22 protein-coding genes and 2 pseudogenes are annotated in these 21916 nt (G+C 70.3%); 10 read left to right on the plus strand and 14 right to left on the minus strand.

Annotated features, from left to right (window positions below):
• Positions 1–123: 123 nt before the first annotated feature.
• Positions 124–883: pseudogene (locus tag IE198_RS33545) on the minus strand (class I SAM-dependent methyltransferase).
• Between the two features lie 46 nt (positions 884–929).
• On the opposite strand from IE198_RS33545, the gene IE198_RS33550 reads away from it, so the two are divergent.
• Positions 930–1559, plus strand: coding sequence for a CGNR zinc finger domain-containing protein (locus tag IE198_RS33550; protein ID WP_189893596.1), 630 nt, complete (start codon positions 930–932; stop codon positions 1557–1559).
• Here the strand turns inward: IE198_RS33550 and sodX are convergent.
• Positions 1463–1903: a nickel-type superoxide dismutase maturation protease gene (sodX, locus tag IE198_RS33555; RefSeq protein ID WP_373300054.1), complete on the minus strand. Its 441-nt coding sequence runs from the start codon at positions 1901–1903 to the stop codon at positions 1463–1465. The two genes, IE198_RS33550 and sodX, sit on opposite strands and share 97 nt — an antisense overlap.
• Before the next feature lie 130 nt (positions 1904–2033).
• Here sodX and sodN point away from each other — a divergent pair, with 130 nt between their 5' ends.
• The 3 genes from sodN (at position 2034) to IE198_RS33570 (ending at position 4307) form a co-directional block, all read left to right on the plus strand.
• Positions 2034–2429 carry a superoxide dismutase, Ni gene (gene sodN / locus IE198_RS33560; protein WP_189893600.1) on the plus strand — a complete coding sequence of 132 codons (396 nt, stop codon included), beginning with the start codon at positions 2034–2036 and terminating at the stop codon, positions 2427–2429.
• A 189-nt stretch (positions 2430–2618) separates the two neighbouring features.
• Positions 2619–4094, plus strand: a complete 1476-nt coding sequence (locus IE198_RS33565; RefSeq protein WP_229834792.1) for a glycosyltransferase family 39 protein — start codon at positions 2619–2621, stop codon at positions 4092–4094.
• A 51-nt stretch (positions 4095–4145) separates the two neighbouring features.
• Positions 4146–4307, plus strand: a complete 162-nt coding sequence (locus IE198_RS33570; protein ID WP_189893604.1) for a hypothetical protein — start codon at positions 4146–4148, stop codon at positions 4305–4307.
• An 80-nt stretch (positions 4308–4387) separates the two neighbouring features.
• On the opposite strand, the gene IE198_RS33575 is transcribed toward IE198_RS33570, so the two are convergent.
• From IE198_RS33575 to IE198_RS33595, 5 genes are all read right to left on the minus strand, one after another.
• On the minus strand, positions 4388–4831 hold the full coding sequence (locus IE198_RS33575; protein WP_189893607.1) for a DUF6304 family protein: 444 nt from the start codon (positions 4829–4831) through the stop codon (positions 4388–4390).
• A 70-nt stretch (positions 4832–4901) separates the two neighbouring features.
• A complete protein-coding gene (locus IE198_RS33580) occupies positions 4902–5165 on the minus strand; it encodes a hypothetical protein (protein ID WP_189893713.1) in 264 nt (87 codons plus the stop codon).
• Positions 5166–5220: 55 nt separating this feature from the next.
• The gene (locus IE198_RS33585; RefSeq protein ID WP_189893609.1) at positions 5221–5796 is read right to left on the minus strand and encodes a dihydrofolate reductase family protein; all 576 of its coding nucleotides are present in this window, start codon (positions 5794–5796) and stop codon (positions 5221–5223) included.
• Between the two features lie 119 nt (positions 5797–5915).
• Positions 5916–6947 carry a family 2 encapsulin nanocompartment cargo protein polyprenyl transferase gene (locus tag IE198_RS33590; protein WP_189893679.1) on the minus strand — a complete coding sequence of 344 codons (1032 nt, stop codon included), beginning with the start codon at positions 6945–6947 and terminating at the stop codon, positions 5916–5918.
• A 99-nt stretch (positions 6948–7046) separates the two neighbouring features.
• Entirely contained in the window at positions 7047–8465 is a 1419-nt protein-coding gene (locus IE198_RS33595) for a family 2B encapsulin nanocompartment shell protein (RefSeq protein ID WP_189893611.1), read from the minus strand.
• Positions 8466–8613: 148 nt separating this feature from the next.
• Here IE198_RS33595 and IE198_RS33600 point away from each other — a divergent pair, with 148 nt between their 5' ends.
• Positions 8614–9543, plus strand: a complete 930-nt coding sequence (locus IE198_RS33600; protein ID WP_189893614.1) for a 1-aminocyclopropane-1-carboxylate deaminase/D-cysteine desulfhydrase — start codon at positions 8614–8616, stop codon at positions 9541–9543.
• A gap of 4 nt (positions 9544–9547) precedes the next feature.
• Here the strand turns inward: IE198_RS33600 and IE198_RS33605 are convergent, their stop codons facing one another.
• Positions 9548–11146, minus strand: a complete 1599-nt coding sequence (locus IE198_RS33605) for a Na+/H+ antiporter (protein ID WP_189893616.1) — start codon at positions 11144–11146, stop codon at positions 9548–9550.
• Positions 11147–11185: 39 nt separating this feature from the next.
• Here IE198_RS33605 and IE198_RS33610 point away from each other — a divergent pair, with 39 nt between their 5' ends.
• The 3 genes from IE198_RS33610 (at position 11186) to IE198_RS33620 (ending at position 13046) form a co-directional block, all read left to right on the plus strand.
• Complete coding sequence (locus IE198_RS33610) at positions 11186–11446, plus strand: UBP-type zinc finger domain-containing protein (protein ID WP_189893618.1); 261 nt, start codon at positions 11186–11188, stop codon at positions 11444–11446.
• Between the two features lie 242 nt (positions 11447–11688).
• Positions 11689–12102 carry an ATP-binding protein gene (locus IE198_RS33615; RefSeq protein WP_100111349.1) on the plus strand — a complete coding sequence of 138 codons (414 nt, stop codon included), beginning with the start codon at positions 11689–11691 and terminating at the stop codon, positions 12100–12102.
• Positions 11991–13046, plus strand: a complete 1056-nt coding sequence (locus IE198_RS33620) for an RNA polymerase sigma factor SigF (protein WP_373300055.1) — start codon at positions 11991–11993, stop codon at positions 13044–13046. Before IE198_RS33615 ends, IE198_RS33620 begins: the two co-directional genes overlap by 112 nt.
• 263 nt (positions 13047–13309) lie before the next feature.
• Here IE198_RS33620 and IE198_RS33625 read toward each other — a convergent pair whose 3' ends face one another.
• Complete coding sequence (locus IE198_RS33625) at positions 13310–13726, minus strand: hypothetical protein (protein WP_189893620.1); 417 nt, start codon at positions 13724–13726, stop codon at positions 13310–13312.
• Positions 13727–13807: 81 nt separating this feature from the next.
• On the opposite strand from IE198_RS33625, the gene IE198_RS33630 reads away from it, so the two are divergent.
• Both IE198_RS33630 and IE198_RS33635 read left to right on the plus strand, forming a co-directional pair.
• Entirely contained in the window at positions 13808–14776 is a 969-nt protein-coding gene (locus IE198_RS33630; protein WP_189893622.1) for a diacylglycerol/lipid kinase family protein, read from the plus strand.
• Between the two features lie 319 nt (positions 14777–15095).
• A complete protein-coding gene (locus IE198_RS33635; protein ID WP_003953983.1) occupies positions 15096–15353 on the plus strand; it encodes a WhiB family transcriptional regulator in 258 nt (85 codons plus the stop codon).
• A 178-nt stretch (positions 15354–15531) separates the two neighbouring features.
• Here IE198_RS33635 and IE198_RS33640 read toward each other — a convergent pair whose 3' ends face one another.
• From IE198_RS33640 to IE198_RS33660, 5 genes and pseudogenes are all read right to left on the minus strand, one after another.
• Positions 15532–17007, minus strand: a complete 1476-nt coding sequence (locus IE198_RS33640; protein WP_189893683.1) for a PAS domain-containing sensor histidine kinase — start codon at positions 17005–17007, stop codon at positions 15532–15534.
• A gap of 371 nt (positions 17008–17378) precedes the next feature.
• Positions 17379–18138 (minus strand): annotated as a pseudogene (locus IE198_RS33645) (SIS domain-containing protein); the annotation flags it as partial.
• A gap of 203 nt (positions 18139–18341) precedes the next feature.
• Positions 18342–19877 (minus strand): glycoside hydrolase family 3 protein, encoded by a 1536-nt coding sequence (locus tag IE198_RS33650; protein ID WP_189893624.1) that lies wholly within the window; start codon positions 19875–19877, stop codon positions 18342–18344.
• 9 nt (positions 19878–19886) lie between these two features.
• Positions 19887–20789, minus strand: a complete 903-nt coding sequence (locus IE198_RS33655) for a carbohydrate ABC transporter permease (RefSeq protein ID WP_189893626.1) — start codon at positions 20787–20789, stop codon at positions 19887–19889.
• Entirely contained in the window at positions 20786–21796 is a 1011-nt protein-coding gene (locus IE198_RS33660) for a carbohydrate ABC transporter permease (protein ID WP_189893628.1), read from the minus strand. The genes IE198_RS33655 and IE198_RS33660 overlap by 4 nt, the downstream gene beginning before the upstream one ends.
• Between the last annotated feature and the right edge of the window lie 120 nt (positions 21797–21916).

Here is a 21916-nt window from a genome sequence, read left to right on the forward strand (position 1 = left end):
CCCCGCGACGTCCTGACCAACCCACAGCACGACCGCACCAAATCCTTCCTGTCCAAGGTGCTGTAGCACGACACGAGTGAGGGGGCGGTACGGACCAGGTCCGTACCGCCCCCTCGTGCATGCCTACTTCAACGCGAGCACCAGTGCGTCCGACGGCGACGCCCACACCGGGCGGGCCTCGGCGAAGCCGGCCGTGCGCAGGGTCTCGGCGTGCCGGTGGGCGGAGGGGGTGTCGCCGTCGGCGTGCTCGCCGTAGATGCGGAACCGCTCGGCGGTCGGTTCCGCGAGGACCGGGTCCTTGGCGGCGAGCGCCCACCAGTCGGTCCAGTCGAGAGCGCCGGCCGTCCTGGCACGCTCCATGCCGTCGTGGCGGTGCGCGCGTTCCGCCGCGTTGATGCGGGGTGTGGACTCGTCCTTCATGTGGTCGGCGTTCATGAAGACGCCGCCGTCGCGCACCAGTGCGGCGATGCACCGCGTCGTACGAGGTGTGCGGCAGAGCCGCCGTCCAGGCCGGGGCCTTGAGGTCGGCGGTGACGAAGGTGACACGCTCGTTGCCGGCGAAGCAGCCCCGGGCAATGGTCAACAGCGCGGGGTCGAGGTCCACCCCGGTGCTCGTCGCCTTCGGGAACCGCTGGAGGAGCCGTGCCGTGATACTTCCCGTACCGCACGCGAGATCCAGCACCCTCGGCTCGGGGCCGACCGTGGCCTCGAGCATGTCCAGCATCACCCTGAACCGCTCCTCGCGGTCGGGCATGTACCACTCCTGCTGCCGGTCCCAGCTCTGCTGCCAGGCCGTCCAGTCGGCACCCGCACCCGTAACAGCACCGGTACCCGTGTCTGTGCGGCTCACGGAATCCTCTTGCCCGTAATACCCTCGAAGCATAAGCAGCCGTTACCTTCACCCTAGAACGCCGCGGTAAGGACTACAAGTGGAACTGGCCTATTACTCGGACTACGCCGTGCGCCTGGTCAACACCGAGGAGCCGGCTCGCAACAAGGACTCCCTCACCTCGGTCGAGGCGGTCCGCGAGCTCTTCGGCGAGTCGGCCCAGGCCGCACGCCGCGTGAGCGACTCCGACGTCACCCGTTTCCGGTCCGTACGGGGCCGGCTGCGCGCGGTTTTCGCCGCGGCGGACGCGGGCGAGGAGACGCAGGCCGTCGACCTGCTCAACTCGCTCCTGCTGGAGTTCCCCGTCAACCCGCAGATCTCCGGGCACGACTACCGGGACGAGGACGGCCGCCCCAAGTGGCACATGCACCTGGCGGACCACCCGTCCAACGCGACGGCGGGATACGCCGCGATCGCCGCGATGGGACTCGCCTTCCACCTCACGCAGTACGGCGTCGACCGCCTCGGCCTGTGCGAGGCCACCCCCTGCCGCAACGCCTACCTCGACACGTCCACCAACCGCTCACGCCGCTACTGCTCCGACCGCTGCGCCACCCGCGCCAATGTGGCCGCCTACCGGGCGCGCAAACGCCTGGAGACCGAGCGGTCGGCGAGCACGGGCCGCACGGCCGAAGCCAGCCAGGAGACGACGCCGAGCACGGACCGCTGATCCTCGCCGAGCGGACGGAACCGGCTGCGTACCCGCCCGAGCAGCAGTTCGGGCGGCACCACACCGAACACCCGGCTGTCGCCGTCCGCGCCGGGATTGTCTCCGAGCACCCACCAGCCCTCACCGCGCCGCTCGGCCAGCCGTTTGACGATGAGGAGATCCTGCTGCAGCGGGTGGCGCAGCACCGCCACGTCGCCGGTGCGGAACGTGGCCCGGTAGTCGACCAGCAACTGGTCCCCGTGCACCAGCGTCGGCACCATCGAGGGCCCTGTCACTTCGGCGAACCCGAATCGCGCCCTCGGCTCGTGCCACCACTCAGTCATCAGCCACCTCCGGCTCCCCACTGTATGTTCGGCCACCGGCCCGACCCGCACGCCGGACTTTTGACCTAAGCCCAAGGGGGCACCCGCCGAAACGGGTCCCTCACGGAGTAATGTCCCACCTGAGAAGACGATCACGAGGAAGGACAGCTCAATGCTCTCCCGCCTGTTTGCCCCCAAGGTGAAGGTCAGCGCCCACTGCGACCTGCCTTGCGGTGTGTACGACCCGGCCCAGGCCCGCATCGAGGCGGAGTCGGTCAAGGCCGTCCAGGAGAAGTACCAGGCCAACGAGGACCCGCACTTCCGCGCCCGCGCCACGGTCATCAAGGAGCAGCGCGCGGAGCTCGCCAAGCACCACGTCTCGGTGCTGTGGAGCGACTACTTCAAGCCCCCGCACTTCGAGAAGTACCCGGAGCTGCACCAGCTCATCAACGACACGCTCAAGGCACTCTCGGCCGCCAAGGCCTCGACGGACCCGGCGACCGGCCAGAAGGCCCTGGACTACATCGCCCAGATCGACAAGATCTTCTGGGAGACCAAGAAGGCCTGACCTCGCGTCGGCTTCCCGCACCCGGCCCGCAGGACTCCTCGAGTCCGCAGGCCGGGTGCGGCCGTATGAGGCAGCAACTGGACGCACATGCTCCGGTTGTGGCCTGGTGGTGTTGGAGGAGGAGCCATCGAGCTTCGGGAACAGGCCCCGGTCGCGGACCGCCCGCCCGACGCCCGGGCGCCCCTTCCGGTGGCCGAGCGGCTGTCGAACGGTGCGGCCGGCCGTCCGCTCTCCTTCGTCGCCCCGGCCTCCCTCGCCCTGGCCCTCGGGCTGTGGGGCATCACCCGGCAGAGCACGATGTGGCGCGACGAGTCCGTCACCTACCAGGTCGCGCACCGCACCCCCTCCGAGATATGGGCGCTGCTGGACAACGCCGATGCCGTGCACGGCCTCTACTACTTCCTCATGCACGCCCTCTACTCCCTTTGGGAGGGCGGGCTCGTCACCCTCCGGCTGCCGTCCGTACTGGCCGTGGCCGCTGCCGCCGGGCTGGTCGGCCTCACGGCGTCCCGGATCGCCGGACACCGCGCGGGAGTGTTGAGCGGTCTGGTGTTCGCGCTCACGCCGGAAGTGCAGATGTACGCGCAGGAAGGGCGCTCCTACGCGATGGTCTGCACCCTGGTCGCGCTCGCCACCTGGCTGCTGGCCCGCGCGCTGACCGGACCGTCCGCACCGCGCAGCTGGGCCCTCTACTCGCTCGCCGTCCTTGCCGCGAGCTGGCTCCACGAGTTCGCCGTCCTCACCCTGATGGCGCACGGAGTGACCGTGCTGCTTGCCCGTACGACCCTGCGGGTGCGGCGCTGTTGGGCGGTGGCGGCCGGGGTCGCGGTGATCGGGCTGGCCCCGCTGGTCCTGTTCAGCGTCGGGCAGGCCGGCCAGGTGTCCTGGATCGGCGGGCCCAAGCCGAGGGAGTGGCTGGAGATCACGGGCGTCGCGCTCGTCGCCGTCGTGTGTGCCAGGTACCCGGCCGCCACCGGTGCGGGACCGGTGCTCGTCGTCCGGCTGGCCCTGCCGCTGGCGCTCCTGCCCACGGCGGTGCTCCTGCTGGCCGCGGTCCATGAGCCGATGTACGTGGACCGGTACGTCCTCTTCACCAACGTCGGTTTCGCACTCCTGGTCGGCACCTCGCTGAGCCGGCTGTACACCTGGGCGTCCACCCTGGCGCCGCTGCGCCCCCGGTCCGCGCGCTTCGCGGCGGTCGGGGCGTCGGCGACCGCGGTTGTCCTCGCGCTGACTCCGGTGACGCTGCAGATGCGGACGCCGGACAGCCGGAAGGACGACGTGACGGCCATCGCCCAAGAGGTGCAGCGGGTCTCCGCCCCGGGCGACGGGGTCCTCTTCACTCCCTCACGCCGGCGCGAGTGGAGGCTGTCGTACCCCGCCGAGTTCGGCGGACTCCTCGATCTCGCTCTCGAGAGGAGTCCGAAGGCGTCGGCGTCGCTTCAGGGCGAGGAGCTCCCGGCTGCCGAGATCCGCAGCCGCATGCTGGCCCTGGACCGGATCGTGGTGCTGAGCGACCCGCCTGACCAGCCGCAGGACGCCGTGGAGCAGGAGGCGGTCAAACGCGAGGTGCTGCGCACCCGCTTCCACGAGTGCTCGCGGACGCAGCTGAAAGGGGCTCAGGTCACCGTCTACGCCCGCTCGAAGCGCTGCACGGCGGAGTAGGGAGGCCCCGAGCGCGCGGCTTGCGCGGGTCACGCCGCCGGCAGAGGGCGGATGCCGCGTATCTGGCCGGTGTGGGGCAGCAGCCACTGCCGGTACCCGGTCGCCCGCAGCGCCGCCTCACGGTATGCGGCCATCCGAATGCGCAGAGAGCGCGCCCGGGTGAACCGGTTGCGGGCCGACGAGCTCGCGGCCGCGGTCGCCAAGGTCTCCTGACGGGACCCGGTCCGCCAGGCAGGGGCGCGCCGCAGTGCAGGTGGGGCGCCCCTTCGCCCCCGGTGCCTCCTGGGTCCCGCTCAGGCCTGTGCCGGCTCCCGCTGCCCGAGTCCGGCGCCCGGCGGCAGTTGGCGGCTGATACGGCCGAGCGCGTTGTCGAAGTCGCCGTCCGCGACCCCCGCCTCGTACGCGGTACCGCCGTAGTGCAGTGTCAGGTTGAGGTCCGCCCGGTCGAGGAGCGGACCGCTCCGGGAAGGTTCGCCGAGCGTCAGCAGACAGCTGAGCGTGGCCTGCTGGACCGCGCCGTCCGCGTGGACGGGCAGCGGCATGTCCCACTCCAGGACGCACGAGGCCAGGACAGGGGACCCGCCCGCTGCCCTGAGAGCGGCGAAGGTCTCCCCTTCGTACTCGACCCCCCTTATACATGTGCGCAGTTGGCCGCCGCTCGCCGATATGGTGACCGATTCCGCGCCCTGCCGGTCGCGGTACCAGCCCGCCCAGGCTTCCGTTGACTCCGATGACATGCGCGGACTGTAGCGGTAGGGCCGTTCGGGCCGCGCCCCAGGTGCCACTCGGTTCTTTCGCGGACGAACCTCAGGATGTGCCGACCTCCCGGCCGGACGTGTCGTCCGGGTCCTCCGGGGACTCGGCGGCGGCCTCCGCGGGGACATGATCCGCGGAGACATGGAGAGGGCAGTCCGGGTTGCGGCAGGGTCCCGGTGCCCACAGCGGGACGTACGCGCCCAGCGTCTTGTGCCGCTTCACGATGGCAGCCACCGGGTGCCCGCATCCGGGGCACTTGTACGGGTGCTGCGGGTCATGACTGGTCCGGGACGATTCAGGTCCGTTGCTGGCCATAAGGAAAGAATATGCCGGTCCCCTCGACCGTGGCAGTACGGCCCGCCCGTCAGTCCTACCGGCTGTACTGCTGCACGACCACGCCGTTGTCGAAGGACCGCACCGACTCCAGCGAGAAGTCGGAGACCTGGAACGGCGCCGCGAACATGGGCATGCCTGACCCGAGCACGGCCGGGTAGGTCTTGATGACGAGCTCGTCGACCTCACCGATCAGCTGCCCCGCGAGATTCGCGCCGCCGCAGAGATAGATGTCCAGACCGTCCTGCTTCTTGAGCTCCTGGACCGCGGCGACCACATCACCGGAGACGATGCGCACATTGGCATCGGGCGACTCCTTGAGGCTGGTCGACACCACATACTCGCGCAGGTGGGCGTAGGGGCTGGTGATGCCCGCCTTCAGCGCCAGGTCATAGCTGGCGCGTCCCTGTATGACCGTGTCGTACCGGCTGTTCTGCACGTCCTCGACACCGAAGGCGCGACGGGCCGCAGTCGGCAGGGTGTCCGGGCACTCGTCCCTGAGGTACTCCAGAAAGTCTCCTGTCACCAGCTTGCTGAAGAAGTCCGCCTCACCGTCCGGGGCTCCGATGAAGCCGTCGATGGAGGCTGCGATGAAGTAGCTGAGCTTTCGCACGCTGATCCCCTGATCGTTGGAAGCCGAAGGGGTCGGCGAAAAGGGCGCTGACCACTTCATCCATAGTGCTTCGATTGCAGTTCTCACCGCAAGCACTTTCCGTGCGCCGCTCGTACGGATCAGCGGATGCGGCGGGTGACGAACTCGGCCAGCGCCAGCAGATCCCCGGCCGGCGTCAGGTCCGGGACCGCACGTGCCAGTTCGCCGACGGCGCGTGACATCCGGTCGGCGGCGTGCAGCTGGGCCCAGTCCCGCCCGCCTGCCCGTTCCACCGCGTCCGTGGCGCGGCGGACCGCGGAGGCGCTCATCGGCCCGCGGTACAGCTCGGCCAGCTCGGCACCGGCCGGAGTGCCCGAGGACAGGGCGGCCACCACCGGGAGGGACTTCTTGTGCGCGGCGAGATCCGCGCCTGCCGGCTTGCCGGTCTGCTCCGGGTCCCCCCAGATCCCGATGAGATCGTCGACGAGCTGGAAGGCCAGCCCGGCCTCCCGCCCGAAGGCGTCCATGGCCGCGACCTCCTCCTCTCCCGCGCCCGCGTACAGCGCGCCGAGCGCGCAGGCGCAGCCCAGCAGGGCCCCGGTCTTGGCCGTCGCCATGGCGATGCACTCGTCCAGGGTGACCTCGCCCGGTGGTCGTTCCTCGAAGGCGCAGTCGGCCTGCTGCCCGGCGCACAGTTCGATGACGCACGCCGTCAGCCGCACCGACGCCGCCGCCGCAGCCGCATGCCGGTCCTTGGCGAGCAGTCCGAGCGCGAGCGCCGACATCGCGTCCCCGGCGATGATGGCGTCGGGGACACCGAACACGTTCCACGCCGTGGGGCGGTGCCTGCGGGTGGGGTCCTCGTCGATCACGTCGTCGTGCAGCAGGGTGAAGTTGTGCACGAGTTCCACCGCGGCGGCCGCCCGCACCGCCTGAAAGGGGTCACCGCCGAGCGCTCGGCAGGCGGCGAGCACCAGCGCCGGCCGGACGGCCTTGCCTGCGGACCTGGGGGCCGGGATGCCGTCGGCCCGCTCCCAGCCGAAGTGGTACATGGCGACCCGGCGCAGGGAGCCGGGCAGCGACGCGACAGCGGAACGGAGTTCGGGGTCGACGGCACTGCGGGTGCGCTCGAGGAGGTCGGAGGCGTCACGGCCTTCGACGGTGTCCGGCATGGTCAACTGGGCGGTCCTTTCCTGTGATGGCTTCGCTCCCCGCGGACGGGGACGCGGCGGGGTCGCCGCGCCCCCTTGAGGTCACGTCGTCGAGGAGCGTCACCGCCAACGGCTCACTTCCACGTTCTCCAGGACGCCGAGCGCGTCGGGGACCAGCACCGCTGCCGAGTAGTAGGCCGTGACCAGGTACGAGATGATCGCCTGCTCGTCGATGCCCATGAAGCGCACCGAAAGACTGGGCTCGATCTCGTCCGGGATGCCGCTCTGCTGCAGCCCGATGACGCCCTGCTCCTCCTCGCCCGTACGCATACAGATGATCGATGTCGTCCGGGCCTCGGAGATCGGGATCTTGTTGCACGGGAAGATCGGCACACCGCGCCAGGCGGGCACATGGTGTCCCGCGACGTCCACGCTGTCGGGCACCAGGCCCCGGCGGTTGCACTCGCGTCCGAAGGCGGCGATGGCGCGCGGGTGGGCGAGGAAGAGCTTCGAGCCGCGCCGCCGCGAGAGCAGTTCGTCCATGTCGTCGGGGCTCGGCACACCGTCGTGCGGCTGCAGCCGCTGCCCGTAGTCACAGTTGTTGAGCAGGCCGAACTCGCGGTTGTTGACGAGCTCGTGCTCCTGCCGCTCGCGCAGCGCCTCGACGGTCAGCCGCAGCTGCTGCTCCGTCTGGTTCATCGGCTGGTTGTAGAGATCCGCCACCCGGCTGTGCACCTTCAGCACCGTTTGGGCGACGCTCAGTTCGTACTCCCTCGGCGCCGCCTCGTAGTCCACAAAGGTGTGCGGCACGACGGCCTCGCCGACGTGCCCGGCCGACAGGTCGATCGCCGCTTCGCCGTACTTGTTCGTCCGTTGGCGGGGCAGCGAGGCCAGGTTCGCCAGATGGGTGCGCAGCGGCTCCGCCCGCTCCGCCAGGTTGAGCACGTCGGCCCTGGTCAGGACCAGGACCGTGCAGGCGGTCGCGGCACGTGCCGTGTACTGCCAGACGGCGTCGCCGTCCACCAGTGACTGGTCGCCGAAGTAGGCACCGTCGGCGAGGACTTCGACCACCGCCTCGTCCCCGTACGGGCCCTCGCCGATCTTCTCCACCCTGCCGTGCGCCAGTAGGAAGATCCGGTCGGCCGCCTCCCCGCCGGCCGCCAGCACCTGCCCCGGCGCGAACTCCTGCTGCTCGCACCGCTGCGCCAGCTCCGCGAGCGCCGCCTCGTCGCCGAAGTTCCGCAGCGCCGGCAGCTCCCCGAGCTCGGCCGGGATCACCGCGACACGGTCCGCGGTCTGCACGAACGTGACCCGCCCGTCGCCGACCGAATAGCTGAGGCGGCGGTTCACCCGGTAGGTGCCGCCCTGTACCTGCACCCACGGCAGCATCCGCAGCAGCCACCGTGAGGTGATCTCCTGCATCTGCGGGACGGACTTGGTGGTGGTTGCGAGATTCCGTGCGGCGGCGGTGCCGAGACTCTGCTGGGGCGACGGGTCGCGAACGTCCTCGCCCACGGAACCGACCGAACCAACCGTCATGAGACTCCCTCTCGATCATGTGCTGACCTGCAAGGAAAAGCCTTCCATCGCATCCTGTAAGCGGTCCATTACACAAATGAGTGTGACTGGATCCCCACGGAGCAGGGCAGTAGCCGGATCCGCTCGCACATGCGACCAGAATGAGTGCATGCCGCCGAGACCGTCCGAGCCCGCTGCCGCACTGCGGCCCCTGCTGCCGTCACCGCTGCAGCCACTCGAGGACGATCGTTTCTCCCGGTACGGGGTGCGGCTGCTCCTCAAGCGCGACGACCTGATCCACCCGGATCTGCCGGGCAACAAATGGCGCAAGCTGGCCCCGAACCTGCGGGCCGCGGCAGGCCGGCCGGTGCTGACGTTCGGCGGCGCGTACTCCAACCATCTGCGCGCGACGGCCGCAGCGGGCCGGCTGCTCGGCTTCCGCACGATCGGCGTCGTACGGGGCGACGAGCTCGCCACGCGCCCCCTGAACCCCTCCCTGGCCCGGTGTGCGGCGGACGGCATGCGCCTGCTGTTCGTCGACCGCACGACGTACCGCGCCAAGAACGACCCCGAGGTGCTGTCCCGGATACTCGAACAGGCGGCGACGGACGACGTCTACGTGGTTCCCGAAGGCGGCAGCAACGCGCTCGCCGCCACGGGCTGCGCCGAACTCGGCCGCGAGCTGCGCGGCCTCACCGACGTGGCGGCCGTCGCCTGCGGGACCGGCGGCACGCTCGCCGGACTGGCCGCCGGACTCGACGACGGGCAGTGTGCCGTCGGCTTCCCGGTCCTGAGGGGCGGATTCCTCGCCGGTGCCGTGCGCACCCTCCAGGACGAGGCCTTCGGGGGCCCCGTCGGCGACTGGTCCCTGGACGGGCGGTTCCACTTCGGCGGGTACGCCCGTACGACCCCGGAGCTCGACCGGTTCGCCGCCGACTTCCGGGCTCGCCATGGGCTGCCCGTGGAGGGCGTCTATGTCGCCAAGTTGCTCTACGGACTTGTGGAGCTCACGGCCGAGGGGTCCTTCGCCCCCGGCACGACCGTCGCCGCGGTCGTCACCGGTCACGAGGACGGATCGCACCCTGCCGGCGCCGACTGACGGCTCAGGCCGTCTCCTCGCGGTATGCGGCCGCCTCCTCCAGGTCGAGCCGGCGCAGCAGCGTACGCATCATCTCGTCGTCGATCTCCCGCCGGTTGCGCAGCTCGACGAAGACCGCGCGCTCCGTGGAGATCATTTCCGTGGCGAGCCGCCGGTACGTGTCGTCCGCCGACTCCCCCGTCACGGCGTTGACCGCGCCGAGCCGTTCCCAGACCGCGTTCCTTCGGCGTTCCAGTACCGCCCGCAGCCGGTCCGCCAGCGGCTCCGGCAGCCTGTTGCGTTCGTCCTCAAGCAGCTCCCGCAGCCGCTGTTCGGCCGCCGCGGAGGCCTTGCTCTGGGCCTGCGCCTCGGCCAGCGTCTCCGCCTGGACGTCGCGTCCCGGGACCTTGAGCACACGGATCAGCGACGGCAGGGTCAGTCCCTGCACCACCAGCGTCCCGATCACCGTCGTGAAGGTGAGGAACAGGACCAGGTTGCGGGCGGGGAAGTCGTCGCCGCCCGACGTCGTCAGCGGGATCGAGAAGGCGATGGCGAGCGATACCACCCCGCGCATACCGGCCCAGCCGACGATCAGCGGAGCCCTCCAGTTGGTGTCCGGCTCGCGTTCCCTGATCCGCCGGGACAGCACACGCGGCAGGAACGTCGCCGGGTACACCCAGACGAACCGCACCACGACCACGGCGACGAAGACCCCGGCCGCGTACCAGAGCGCTTCGCCCACGCCGTACTCGCCCAGCTCCTCGACCACGATCGCCAGCTGCAGGCCGATGAGCGCGAAGACGGCCGACTCCAGGACGAAGGCGACCATCCTCCAGACGGCGTCCTCCTGCAGCCGGGTCGCGAAGTCGACCTGCCAGGAGTGGTGGCCCAGGTACAGCGCGACGACGACGACCGCGAGCACACCCGACGCATGGACCTGCTCCGCGGCGGCGTAGGCGATGAACGGGATGAGCAGCGACAGCGTGTTCTGCAGCAGCGCTTCCTTCAGATGTCTGCGCAGCCAGTGGATGGGAAGCATCAGCGCCAGGCCGACCCCCACACCGCCGAGCGAGGCCACGGCGAACTCCCCGAGGCCGCCGCCCCAGCTCGCGCCGACGCCGAGGGCCGCGGCCAGCGCCACCTTGAAGGCGGTGATCGCGGTGGCGTCGTTCACCAAGGATTCACCTTGGAGGATCGTGGTGATACGGGACGGCAGTCCCAGCCGGCGCGCGATGGCCGTGGCGGCGACGGCGTCGGGCGGTGCGATCACGGCACCGAGCACCAGGGCGGCCGGCAACGGCAGATCCGGCACCAGCAGATAGGCCAGGTAGCCGACGACGACCGTCGCGAACAGGACATAGCCGACCGAGAGCAGCGCGATGGGACGGAGGTTGGCCCGCAGGTCGAGGTAGGAACTGTCCAGGGCGGCGATGTGCAGCAGCGGTGGCAGGACCAGCGGCAGCACGATGTGCGGGTCGAGGTGGTAGTCGGGGACGCCCGGGACGTACGAGGCGATCAGCCCGGCCGTCACCAGCAGCAGCGGCGCCGGCACCGGCGTCCTGCGGGCCGCCCCGGCCACTGCGGCGCTCACGGCGATCAGCCCGACCAGCGACAATACTTCCATCACACCGACCTCACTCGACTGCGTCGTAATCTGGCAATCATGAGCGAGTGTCCGCACGTAGCCGAACTGCCGCGCCCCGAGCCACTGCCGCTGACCGACACCTGCGCGGAGTGCGCGGCGGCCGGCAGCCACCCCGTCCAGCTGCGGCTGTGCCTGTCGTGCGGGCACGTCGGCTGCTGCGACTCGTCGCCGATGCGACACGCGAGCGCCCACTTCCAAGAGACCGCGCATTCGGTGATGCGCAGTTTCGAGCCGGGACAGGTGTGGCGATGGTGTTTCGTGGACGGTTCGATCGTCTGACGCCTGGGTACGTCAACCATCCCCCGGATCCGCTCAATTGGCAGGCGCAGACCCCTAGCCACTGTGCGTGTTCATCGTTTTACATTGAGTGACAGCCATCACCATGGGGGCGCTGGCGACACGGCACCATGGATCGCGATAGCGTCGCCAGGCCAGACATGGCTGCGTGACCGACCACGTAACGCACGGCCGCGGGCCAACGCCGCGGCCCGGAATGAGCTTGTGCCACCTTGGAGGTGAGGGTGTCCCAGATCGCAGGCGAGCCCGGGACCCAGGACTTCGTGGAAGTCCGGCTGCCCGCTGCGGGTGCCTACCTGTCCGTGCTGCGAACGGCCACCGCCGGCCTCGCAGCGCGTTTGGACTTCACCCTCGACGAGATCGAGGACCTGCGGATCGCGGTGGACGAGGCGTGCGCGATCCTGCTGCAGCAGGCCGTCCCAGGATCCGTTCTGAGCTGCGTGTTCCGGCTCGTCGACGACTCACTGGAGGTGACGGTCTCCGCACCCACCACCGACGGCCGGGCGCCGGAGCGCGACACGTTCGCCTGGACGGTGCTCTCCGCACTGGCCGGCAAGGTCGACTCGTCGGTCGCCGACGACCGTACTGTGGCCATCAGCCTGTACAAACAGCGCGGCGCGGGACCCGGGCCGGCGTGAGCAGCGGAAACGGGGACGGTTCGATGCGGGAGGACGAGGAGCGGAGCCCGAGGCCGCTGAGCACGTCGGCCGGCATCCCTGAGCAGCAGGCGCGGCCGCACCCGGTGGTGGACGAACCTGAGGGCCGTACGGCCTCGGCAGAGCGGGCGGACCGTATGAGCGAACACCGGCAGAACCGGCACCCGGACCCCCATGACCGCAGCGGCGCACGGGCGATGTTCATCGCACTGCGCGAGCTGCCCGACGGGTCGCCCGAGCGGGCGGAGCTGCGCAACCAGCTCGTCCGGATGCATCTGCCGCTGGTCGAGCACCTGGCGCGGCGCTTCCGCAACCGCGGCGAACCGCTGGACGACCTGACGCAGGTCGCCACGATCGGGCTGATCAAATCGGTGGACCGGTTCGATCCGGACCGCGGCGTCGAGTTCTCGACGTACGCCACACCGACGGTGGTCGGCGAGATCAAACGCCACTTCCGTGACAAGGGGTGGGCGGTGCGGGTGCCGCGCCGTCTGCAGGAGCTGCGACTCGCGCTCACGACCGCGACCGCGGAGCTCTCCCAGCAGCACGGCCGGTCACCGACCGTGCACGAGCTGGCGGAGCGGCTCGGCATCTCGGAGGAGGAGGTCCTGGAAGGCCTGGAGTCCGCGAACGCGTACTCCACGCTCTCCCTCGACGTCCCCGACACGGACGACGAGTCCCCCGCGGTGGCGGACACGCTGGGCGCGGAGGACGAGGCACTGGAGGGCGTCGAGTACCGAGAGTCCCTGAAGCCGCTGCTGGAGGATCTGCCACCGCGCGAGAAGCGGATTCTGCTGCTGCGGTTCTTCGGGAACATGACCCAGTCCCAGATCGCACAGGAGGTCGGCATCTCGCAGATGCACGTCTCCCGGCTCCTGGCGCGGACACTGGCACAACTCCGCGAACGCCTGCTGGTCGAGGAGTAGCCCTCGGGGCGGCCCACCTGGATGAAGCCGGTGGGCCGGCGCGGGGTGCGGAGAAGTCCGTCACCCCGCCCCTTCCCGAAACCCCACTCCCGGACCGCTACCGCGCTCCGCCCCGGACGGCTCTTTTGGAGCCCGCCGGCGTTCGAGGCGCGGGGGCGCGGGGCCGGAGCCCCTGGGTTCGCAATGAGGGCACCGCGCACGCCGCCAGGAGTAGGAGGAGGGCGGGGCGGGGGAAACGGGCCGCGCAGCCGCCCGCTCGAGGGCTACGCCCGCGGGCGGATGCCGAGGGCCTCGGCCGTTGTCGGGTTCACCAGCAGCACCAGGCCCGTCACCGCGACCGCCGCCAGCACCACGCCCAGCGGGATCAGCGCGCCCGAGGCGCGCAGCAGGGTCCACGCCGGGATCAGTGCGATCAGCTGAGTGATGATCGCCGGCCCGCGGCTCCAGCTGCGCTGCCGCAGCAGCCCGCGCGCCGCCGCCAGCGGGATGACGCCGAGCGCCATCAGCGTCAGACCGCCCATTTCTGCCTGGGAGGGACTGTCGGGCCGGCCCAGCAGCCCCATCACGAGCATGTACACGCCACCCATGACCAGGGCCAGACCCTCGGCGGCGCACACCGCGGCCGCCGCGGACAAACGGGAGGGGCGGGCGGGGCTGGAGGTCCGGTCGTCGCTGCTCACCCATGCAGGGTAGCCGTCACGCCGGTCCGCCCGGGAAACCCGGGCTGGGCCAGATACCCCCCAGTAGGTACGCTGCATCGCATGCGCGCACTTCTCGTGGTCAATCCGGCAGCAACCACCACCAGTGCCCGCACCCGCGACGTACTGATCCACGCACTCGCGAGCGAGATGAAGCTCGAGGCGGTCACCACCGAGTACCGCGGCCACGCCCGCGACCTCGGGCGCCGGGCCGCGGAGTCGGACGACATCGACCTCGTCGTCGCCCTCGGCGGTGACGGCACCGTCAACGAGGTCGTCAACGGACTCCTCCACAACGGCCCCGATCCGGACCGTCTCCCCCGCCTCGCCGTCGTCCCCGGCGGCTCGACGAACGTGTTCGCCCGCGCCCTCGGCCTGCCGAACGACGCCGTCGAGGCGACCGGCGCGATCCTGGACGCGCTGCGCGACCGGACCGAGCAGACGGTGGGCCTCGGCCTCGCGGCCGGCGCTCCCGGCACCGACGACGAGGGTGTCCCGCCGCGCTGGTTCACCTTCTGCGCAGGGCTGGGCTTCGACGCCGGCGTAGTCGGCCGGGTCGAACAGCACCGCGAACAGGGCAAGCGGTCGACGCACTCGCTCTATGTCCGGCAGGCGTTGCGGCAGTTCCTCGACGACCCGCATCGCCGCCAAGGCACGATCACGCTGGAGCGGCCGGGCGCGGAGCCCGTGGCGGGTCTGGTGCTGTCCATAGTCTGTAACACCTCCCCCTGGACCTACCTGGGCAATCGCCCGGTGTACGCGTCCCCCAAGGCCTCCTTCGACACCGCCCTCGACGTGCTCGGGCTGTCGAAACTGTCGACCCCTGCCGTGGCCCGTTACGCGACCCAGTTGCTCGCTTCGAGCCCGGAGCGCGGCCCCCACGGAAAGCACGCGCTCACACTCCACGACCAGACCGACTTCACCTTGCATTCAAAGGTGCCGCTGCCCTTCCAGATGGACGGTGACCACCTCGGGCTGCGTACCAGCGTGGCGTTCACAGGCGTACGCCGTGCACTGCGTGTGATTGTGTGACCAGAAGGACCGAAAGTCCTTTATCTCGAACGTATGGGCTGCGGTCCACCCCATAGAAGTACGGCTGTGACCTAGTCGACACCGAGGAATCAAAAAAAACTTTCCGGAAGGGGTTGTATCCGCCGCCGAGGTTTGCGAATCTCTACATGGCGATCGGGACGGCCCGCAACATCGGCCCCACAGACCGCCGGAACCCCTTACACGAATCCAGGACCCAACGCCGGGCAACTGGCGGTCGGCCCTTCCCTCACGGGGGGACTCGTGAAAGCGTTCACATTCACAAGCAACCCGAACGTAATACCAAGGAGAGGTAGCAGCCATGGACTGGCGTCACAACGCCGTTTGCCGCGAGGAAGACCCCGAGCTGTTCTTCCCCATCGGCAACACCGGTCCTGCGCTGCTGCAGATCGAGGAAGCCAAGGCCGTCTGCCGTCGCTGCCCCGTCATGGAGCAGTGTCTGCAGTGGGCGCTCGAGTCCGGCCAGGACTCCGGCGTCTGGGGTGGCCTCAGCGAGGACGAGCGCCGCGCGATGAAGCGCCGTGCCGCCCGCAACCGGGCGCGTAACGCCAGCGCCTGACGCCCCCTGCTACCGGCCTCCGCCGGCGGCGCGTACAGCGAGTACGCACTCACCGCCTTCGAGCCGCAGCGCGCAGTACCCCCGATGCGCATCGCACATGCGAGCACGTGAGCTTCGAGCCCCGGACCGTTTCACACGGTCCGGGGCTCTTCGCTGTCCCGGCGTGGAACCGGGGCGCTCAGCGCTTGTCGGGCACGGGGATGTCCAGAACAACCCGGGTGCCGCGCCCCGGCTCGGGGACCGGAAGCATGTCGAAGGTCCCGCCCAGTTCTCCTTCGACGAGCGTCCGCACGATCTGCAGCCCCAGATTCCCGGTCCGCTGCGGGTCGAAGCCCTCCGGCAGACCGCGGCCGTCGTCCTGGACGGTGATCAGCAGCCGGGAGCTCTGGGCGTGAGCCTCGCCGCGCACCGCGGCGACCTCCACCGAACCGTGCTCGCCCGGCGCGAAGGCGTGCTCGAGGGCGTTCTGCAGCACCTCGGTGAGCACCATGGACAGCGGCGTGGCGACTTCGGCGTCCAGGATGCCGAAGCGGCCCGTGCGCCGGCAGGCGACTTTACCCGGTGAGATCTCCGCGACCATCGCGATCACCCGGTCCGCGATGTCGTCGAACTCCACCCGCTCGTCGAGGTTCTGGGACAGCGTCTCGTGCACGATCGCGATGGAACCCACCCGTCGCACCGCCTCGTTGAGGGCCTCACGGCCGCGTGCGGAGTCCATCCGGCGCGACTGGAGGCGCAACAGCGCGGCAACCGTCTGGAGGTTGTTCTTCACCCGGTGGTGGATCTCCCGGATGGTCGCGTCCTTGGTGATCAACTCGCGCTCGCGGCGGCGCAGTTCGGTCACGTCCCGCAGCAGCACCAGCGATCCGATCCGTACGCCCTTCGGCTTGAGCGGGATCGCCCGCAGCTGGATGACGCCGCCGTTGCCCTCCACCTCGGTCTCGCGTGGCGCGTAGCCGCTGGCGATCTTGACCAGGGCCTCGTCGACAGGGCCGCGGGAGGGGGCGAGTTCGGCGGTGAGCTGGCCGAGATGCTGGCCGACGAGGTCGGAGGCGAGCCCGAGGCGGTGGTACGCGGAGAGGCCGTTGGGGCTGGCGTACTGGACGATGCCGTCCGCGTCGAGCCGGATGAGCCCGTCACCGGCACGCGGTGAGGAGTCCATCTCGACCTGTTCCTCGGGGAAGGGGAACGTTCCGGCAGCGATCATCTGCGCCAGGTCGGAGGCGGACTGGAGGTAGGTCAGCTCGAGCCGCGACGGGGTGCGCACGGTGAGCAGATTGGTGTTGCGCGCGATGACGCCGAGGACGCGGCCCTCACGGCGTACGGGGATGGACTCGACCCGTACCGGCACCTCCTCGCGCCACTCGGGGTCGCCCTCGCGCACGATCCGGCCCTCGTCGAGCGCGGCGTCCAGGAGAGGACGCCGGCCGCGGGGGACGAGGTGGCCGACCATGTCGTCCTGGTACGAGGTGGGGCCGGTGTTGGGCCGCATCTGGGCGACGGAGACGTACCGGGTGCCGTCGCGGGTGGGGACCCACAGCACGAGGTCGGCGAAGGAGAGGTCGGAGAGCAGCTGCCACTCCGAGACCAGCAGATGGAGCCACTCGAGGTCGGATTCGCTCAGAGCGGTGTGCTGGCGGACGAGGTCGTTCATGGAGGGCACGTCTGCGAGGGTACCCGCGGGCCGCGGCGCCGTGACGGGACCCTCAACCCGTCCGGCACCGCAGCCCGGAGTTTCCCGGCCGAAGGGTGTGCGGTCCCCGTCGGCCGTGTGGAGGTCTCGGCGCAGTCAGGGCAGAGAGCGCCGGTGACCTCGTTCCACCCTCCTGTGCGGGGAGGGCGGAGGCTTGTACAAGCCGAATTGTGGACTAGACCATTCAGTTGTGTCCATGCTTCGGCAGAGTTTAGTTCCGCCACCATACTTATGAATCCGTGAAGTATGAAAGCCACCCCCTGCAACGGTCCGTGAACGACGGGCGGGCCCCTCATCACACCCGCCCGTCGCGATCACGGCCCCGGGGCACCTCAGCACGTCTCCGTCACCTCCGCCGGCGCGCCCTCGGGGCGTCCGGGTCCTGGCCCCTGGCGAGAGTCACCTCGTACGCCGGCAGCCGGAGCGGAAGGATCTCCAGGATCGGCTGGAGATCCTCGGGCGCACCGTCCGTGGGCAGCACGAAGCCCGCGGACGCCCCCTCGGGCTGAGCGGCCGGGCCGACCACGAACAGGTCCGCGCCGCGGCCCCGCAGCCGGTCGAGCACCGGCTGGAGCGCCTCGCCGCCCTTGCCGTCCGGGACACCGCGATCACCGGGGAGACGTTGTCCACCATGGCCGGCGGCCCGTGCGGCAGATCGGCGCCGGAGTACGCGAGGACGGGGAGGCGGCTGGTCTCCATGAGCTCGAGCGTCGCTTCCCCTGCCGTCGGGCACCCGTAGCCGCGCGAGGTGATGACCACGCGCTCCGCGAAGCGGTGGCGCGCGGCCCGGGCGCGCACCTCGTCCTGTCGCCCGAGCATCTGCGCGGCGAGCTCCGGCAGCATCCCGGCCGCCGCCTCTTCGCCCCCGCGCAGGCCCTCCACCAGCAGGTGGAGGGCCATCAGGGAGGCGGTGTACGTCTTGGTGACCGGCAGGGCCTTCTCCGAGCGGGCCATGACGTCGATGTGGTACTCGAAGACCGCGGCCGGCAGCCAGTCCGGGTCGTTGGTCGCCGCCAGGCGGACCGCCCCGGCCTCGCGCGCCGCCTCGGTGGAGGCCACCAGGTCGCGTGAACCGCCGGACTGGCTGACGGTTCCCGTCGATGCGCCGCAGGACCGCCGGCCGCTGCGCCATCTCACCGGACATGATCCGGCCCGGGCACCCCTCGTGCTCGTCGCGGGTGGCCGAACTCGTCGCGGACATGCCCGCTGCCTCCCAGGTGGGCTCCAGGGTGCCGGGCGCCCGGGGCCTTGCGGCCACGCCCGGCACGGCACGGTCCGCGTCGGCCGGGTCCGGCTCACCTGCCGGTGACGACCTCCGCGGCGGCACGCCCGCAGACGCGGGCCGCGCCATGGGTCGCGATGTGCAGGGCCCCGCTGGGCGCCGCCCGGTTCAGGCCCATCTCGACGACGACCGTGTCGGGACGGGCCGCGATGAGCGCCTCCAAGACGTTCGCCATCCACGGATGGCGGTGGACGTCGCGTACTACCGCGACGATCCTGTGGTCCGCCGCCGCCTCCAGCACATTTGCCACCATCTCGGGCGTATCGCCGCCTTCGGCGTAGGTGTCGGTCCTCGTGCCGGGCAGCAGGGCGGCCAGTTCCGCGGCCACGCCCCACGGTGTCTCGTCGCCGACGGCGATGTTGGCGACCGGGGTGAAGGCGGCGACGTACGGGGCCTTAGTCACCGGCTCGTAAGGCAGTTCACCCGGGGTCACCCGGACCGCGCGGCGCGCCGCGACCAGTCCGATCTCCGTCCCGGAGCCGGGCGCGGTCCCCTCCTGTGAAGCCGCGCCCGGCTCTGCTGCAGCCCCCCTCGCCCGGCGCGTCCAGTCCGCGAGGGCGCGCACCCGCGCCGCCGCGTCGGCCAGCCGCTCCTCGGGCAGGTCGCCACTGCGCACCGCATCGACCAGCGCGTCGCGCAGCCGCAGTACGGTCTCCTCGTCGGCCAGGCCGCCACCCACGCAGATCGCGTCGGCTCCGGCGGCGATCGCGAGGACCGAGCCGCGCTCGATGCCGTACGCGGACGAGATGGCCTGCATCTCCATGCCGTCCGTGACGATCAGACCCTGGTGGCCCAGCTCTTCGCGCAGCAGACCGGTGAGGATCTGCGGGCTCAGCGTCGCGGGACGGTCGGGATCGAGCGCGGGCAGAAGGATATGCGCACTCATCACCGCTTTGGAACCCGCCGTGATGGCCGCGCGGAAAGGCACCAGTTCACGGGCGTGCAGTGTGTCCAGGTCCACATCGATGCGGGGCAGCGCGTGGTGCGAGTCCACATTGGTGTCGCCGTGTCCGGGGAAGTGCTTGGTGCAGGCGGCGACGCCGGCGGCCTGCAGCCCCTCGACATAGGCGACGGTGTGCCGGGCGGCGAGTGCGGTGTCGGCCCCGAAGGACCGCACGCCGATGACCGGATTGTCCGGGTTGGAGTTGACGTCGGCGGACGGCGCCCAGTTGAGGTCGACCCCGCACTCGGCGAGCCGGCGCCCCAGTTCGTTCGCCACGGCGCGGGTCAGCTCAACGTCGTCCACCCGGCCGAGCGCGTAGTTGCCGGGGAACGAGGAGCCGCGCGTCACCTCGAGCCGGGTGACGTCACCGCCCTCCTCGTCGATGGCGACGAGGACGTCGTCCCGCTCCGCGCGCAACTGCGCGGTCAGAGCGGCCAGCTGCCGGGGTGAGGTGATGTTGCGGCCGAACAGGCCGACGGACGAGAGCCCTTCACCGATCCGCCGAAGCAGCCAGTCGGGGGCGGTGGTGCCGACGAAACCGGGCTGGAGGACGGTGAGCGCGTCGCGGGTCAGGGTGCCCGACGCGCCGCGTACCAGAGTCGTCATGAGGTGGTGTTATCCCTTCACGGCGCCGGAGGTGAGGCCCGCGGCCATCTTCTTCTGGATGAACATGAAGAAGACGACGACGGGCAGGGCGATGAGGGTGGAGGCGGCCATCAGCGCGCCGTAGTCCGTACCGCGCTCGGTGGTGAAGGTCATCAGCCACACGTTGAGCGTGTACTTGGAGTTGTCGTTGATCAGGATGTACGCGAAGAGGTACTCGTTCCACGCGTTGACCAGCGCGAAGATCGACGCCGCGGCCAGGCCGGGGGCGAGCAGCGGGAAGATCACCCGGCGGAAGGCCCCCATCCGTGTGCAGCCGTCGACCATCGCCGACTCCTCGAGCTCCACCGGGATGTTGACGACGAAGCCTCGGATCATGACGATCGCGAAGGGCAGGGTGGACACCAGATAGACGACGATCAGGCCCCAGTACTCGTCGAGGCCGCCGATGGCGTTGAGCTGGGCGTAGATGGGGATGAGCATCGCGGTGGGCGGCAGCATCTGCACCAGGATCAGCACCATCAGCAGCGCCTTGCGGCCGAAGAAGCGGAACCGGCCGATGGCGAGGGCCGCCAGCGTCGCGATGACCATGCCGCCGACGACGGCGGTGACCGAGACGATGAGGCTCGACTGCACCGCGGTGGCGAAGTTCTCCTGCTTCACCGCGCGGGCGAAGTTGTCGAAGGTGAGCGACGAGGGCCACAGCGTCTGGTCGTACGAGCGGATCTCGTGGTTGGGGCGCAGGGAACTGACGACCAGCCAGTAAACCGGAAAGGCCATCACCACGGCGGTGACCAGGCCGATGACGTCGTAGTGCCGGCGGGTCCTCCTGCGGTCCGGCCGCAGCTCCTGCTTCGGAGCCTGCCTCAGATCCTGTCGGCCGCCTGCCGGGGAGGGGGCGGTGGAGGTGCTCATTCGACCTCTCCTGTCTTCATCAGCTGACGCAGGTAGTACACGGCCACACCGGACAGCAGCAGAACGGTGATCAGGGCGATCGCGGTGCCTTGGCTGAACGACGTCGACTCGAAGGCCTTGGAGAAGGAGTAGAGCCCGAGGGTCTCGTACTCCGGCTCAGGCTTGTTGCCGCGCAGCAGCCAGATCTGGCCGAAGACGTTGAAGTCCCAGATCACGGAGAGGGTGGCGACCATGGTGAAGACCGGGCGTATGACGGGCCAGGTGACGAAGCGGAACACGGCGGGCGCGTTGGCCCCGTCGAGGGACGCGGCCTCCTCCAGTTCCCTGGGCACCTGGGTGAGGGCCGCGTACAGCGTGATCACGACGAACGGGACGGCACCCCAGATGACCAGCAGGGAGATGATGGCGAAGCCCTGCTTGGGGTCCAGGAACCAGTTGTGGCCCAGGAAGTCCTCGCCGGCGACCTTGGCGATCAGTGTGTTGATGAGGCCGTAGTCGGAGTCGGAGAGCCAGCGGAAGATCGACGCGGCGACCATCAACGGCATCGACCAGGCGGCGACCAGAGCGGCCGTCAGGACCAGCCGCACCCAGGTGGTCAGCCGGGTCATCAGCAGGGCGAGCAGCAGACCGACGGCCATGGTCAGAGTCACGCAGGCGGCCATGAAGACGACCGTGCGGCCGGTGACCGACCAGAACTCGCCGTCGCCGAGGATGTTGGTGAACTGTTCGAAGCCGACCCAGGGCGGCGACTCACCGGTCCACAGCTCTTTGCGTCCCATGTCCTGGAAGGACATGATCACGGTCTTGGCCAGCGGGAAGGCGTAGACGGCGGCGATCGCGACCAGCGCGGGGAGTATCAGCAGATACGGAAGGAGCTCGCCCTTCTTCCGCTTCTTGGGACGGGAGTCGGGGATCCCCGTGGCGGGAACGGGCGCTGCACCCGTCCCTTCCGGGGCACGTGGTACGGGTACCGGCGGGCCGGCGGCCCGGGTGTCGGCGGCAGTCACGTGGCTGACCTTCCGTTTGTTCTTCTGCACCGAAAAGGGCGGGGGCGGGCCGCGTGGTGCGGGGCCCCGCCACCGCCGGGAACGCCTGACGGGCCTCGGGGGCAGCACGGCACCCCCGAG

Source organism: Streptomyces xantholiticus, from assembly GCF_014651015.1.
GTDB lineage: Bacteria > Actinomycetota > Actinomycetes > Streptomycetales > Streptomycetaceae > Streptomyces > Streptomyces xantholiticus.

Excerpts from the sequence above, each read along its gene's own strand:
- IE198_RS33650 (WP_189893624.1), bottom strand. The coding sequence starts at position 19,877 with ATGACGACTCTGGTACGCGGCGCGTCGGGCACCCTGACCCGCGACGCG.
- IE198_RS33595 (WP_189893611.1), bottom strand. The coding sequence starts at position 8,465 with ATGACGGTTGGTTCGGTCGGTTCCGTGGGCGAGGACGTTCGCGACCCG.
- sodN (WP_189893600.1), top strand. The coding sequence starts at position 2,034 with ATGCTCTCCCGCCTGTTTGCCCCCAAGGTGAAGGTCAGCGCCCACTGC.
- IE198_RS33605 (WP_189893616.1), bottom strand. The coding sequence starts at position 11,146 with ATGGAAGTATTGTCGCTGGTCGGGCTGATCGCCGTGAGCGCCGCAGTG.
- IE198_RS33575 (WP_189893607.1), bottom strand. The coding sequence starts at position 4,831 with ATGTCATCGGAGTCAACGGAAGCCTGGGCGGGCTGGTACCGCGACCGG.
- IE198_RS33640 (WP_189893683.1), bottom strand. The coding sequence starts at position 17,007 with ATGAACGACCTCGTCCGCCAGCACACCGCTCTGAGCGAATCCGACCTC.
- IE198_RS33610 (WP_189893618.1), top strand. The coding sequence starts at position 11,186 with ATGAGCGAGTGTCCGCACGTAGCCGAACTGCCGCGCCCCGAGCCACTG.
- IE198_RS33590 (WP_189893679.1), bottom strand. The coding sequence starts at position 6,947 with ATGCCGGACACCGTCGAAGGCCGTGACGCCTCCGACCTCCTCGAGCGC.
- IE198_RS33635 (WP_003953983.1), top strand. The coding sequence starts at position 15,096 with ATGGACTGGCGTCACAACGCCGTTTGCCGCGAGGAAGACCCCGAGCTG.
- IE198_RS33630 (WP_189893622.1), top strand. The coding sequence starts at position 13,808 with ATGCGCGCACTTCTCGTGGTCAATCCGGCAGCAACCACCACCAGTGCC.
- IE198_RS33580 (WP_189893713.1), bottom strand. The coding sequence starts at position 5,165 with ATGGCCAGCAACGGACCTGAATCGTCCCGGACCAGTCATGACCCGCAG.
- IE198_RS33600 (WP_189893614.1), top strand. The coding sequence starts at position 8,614 with ATGCCGCCGAGACCGTCCGAGCCCGCTGCCGCACTGCGGCCCCTGCTG.
- IE198_RS33655 (WP_189893626.1), bottom strand. The coding sequence starts at position 20,789 with ATGAGCACCTCCACCGCCCCCTCCCCGGCAGGCGGCCGACAGGATCTG.
- IE198_RS33570 (WP_189893604.1), top strand. The coding sequence starts at position 4,146 with ATGCCGCGTATCTGGCCGGTGTGGGGCAGCAGCCACTGCCGGTACCCG.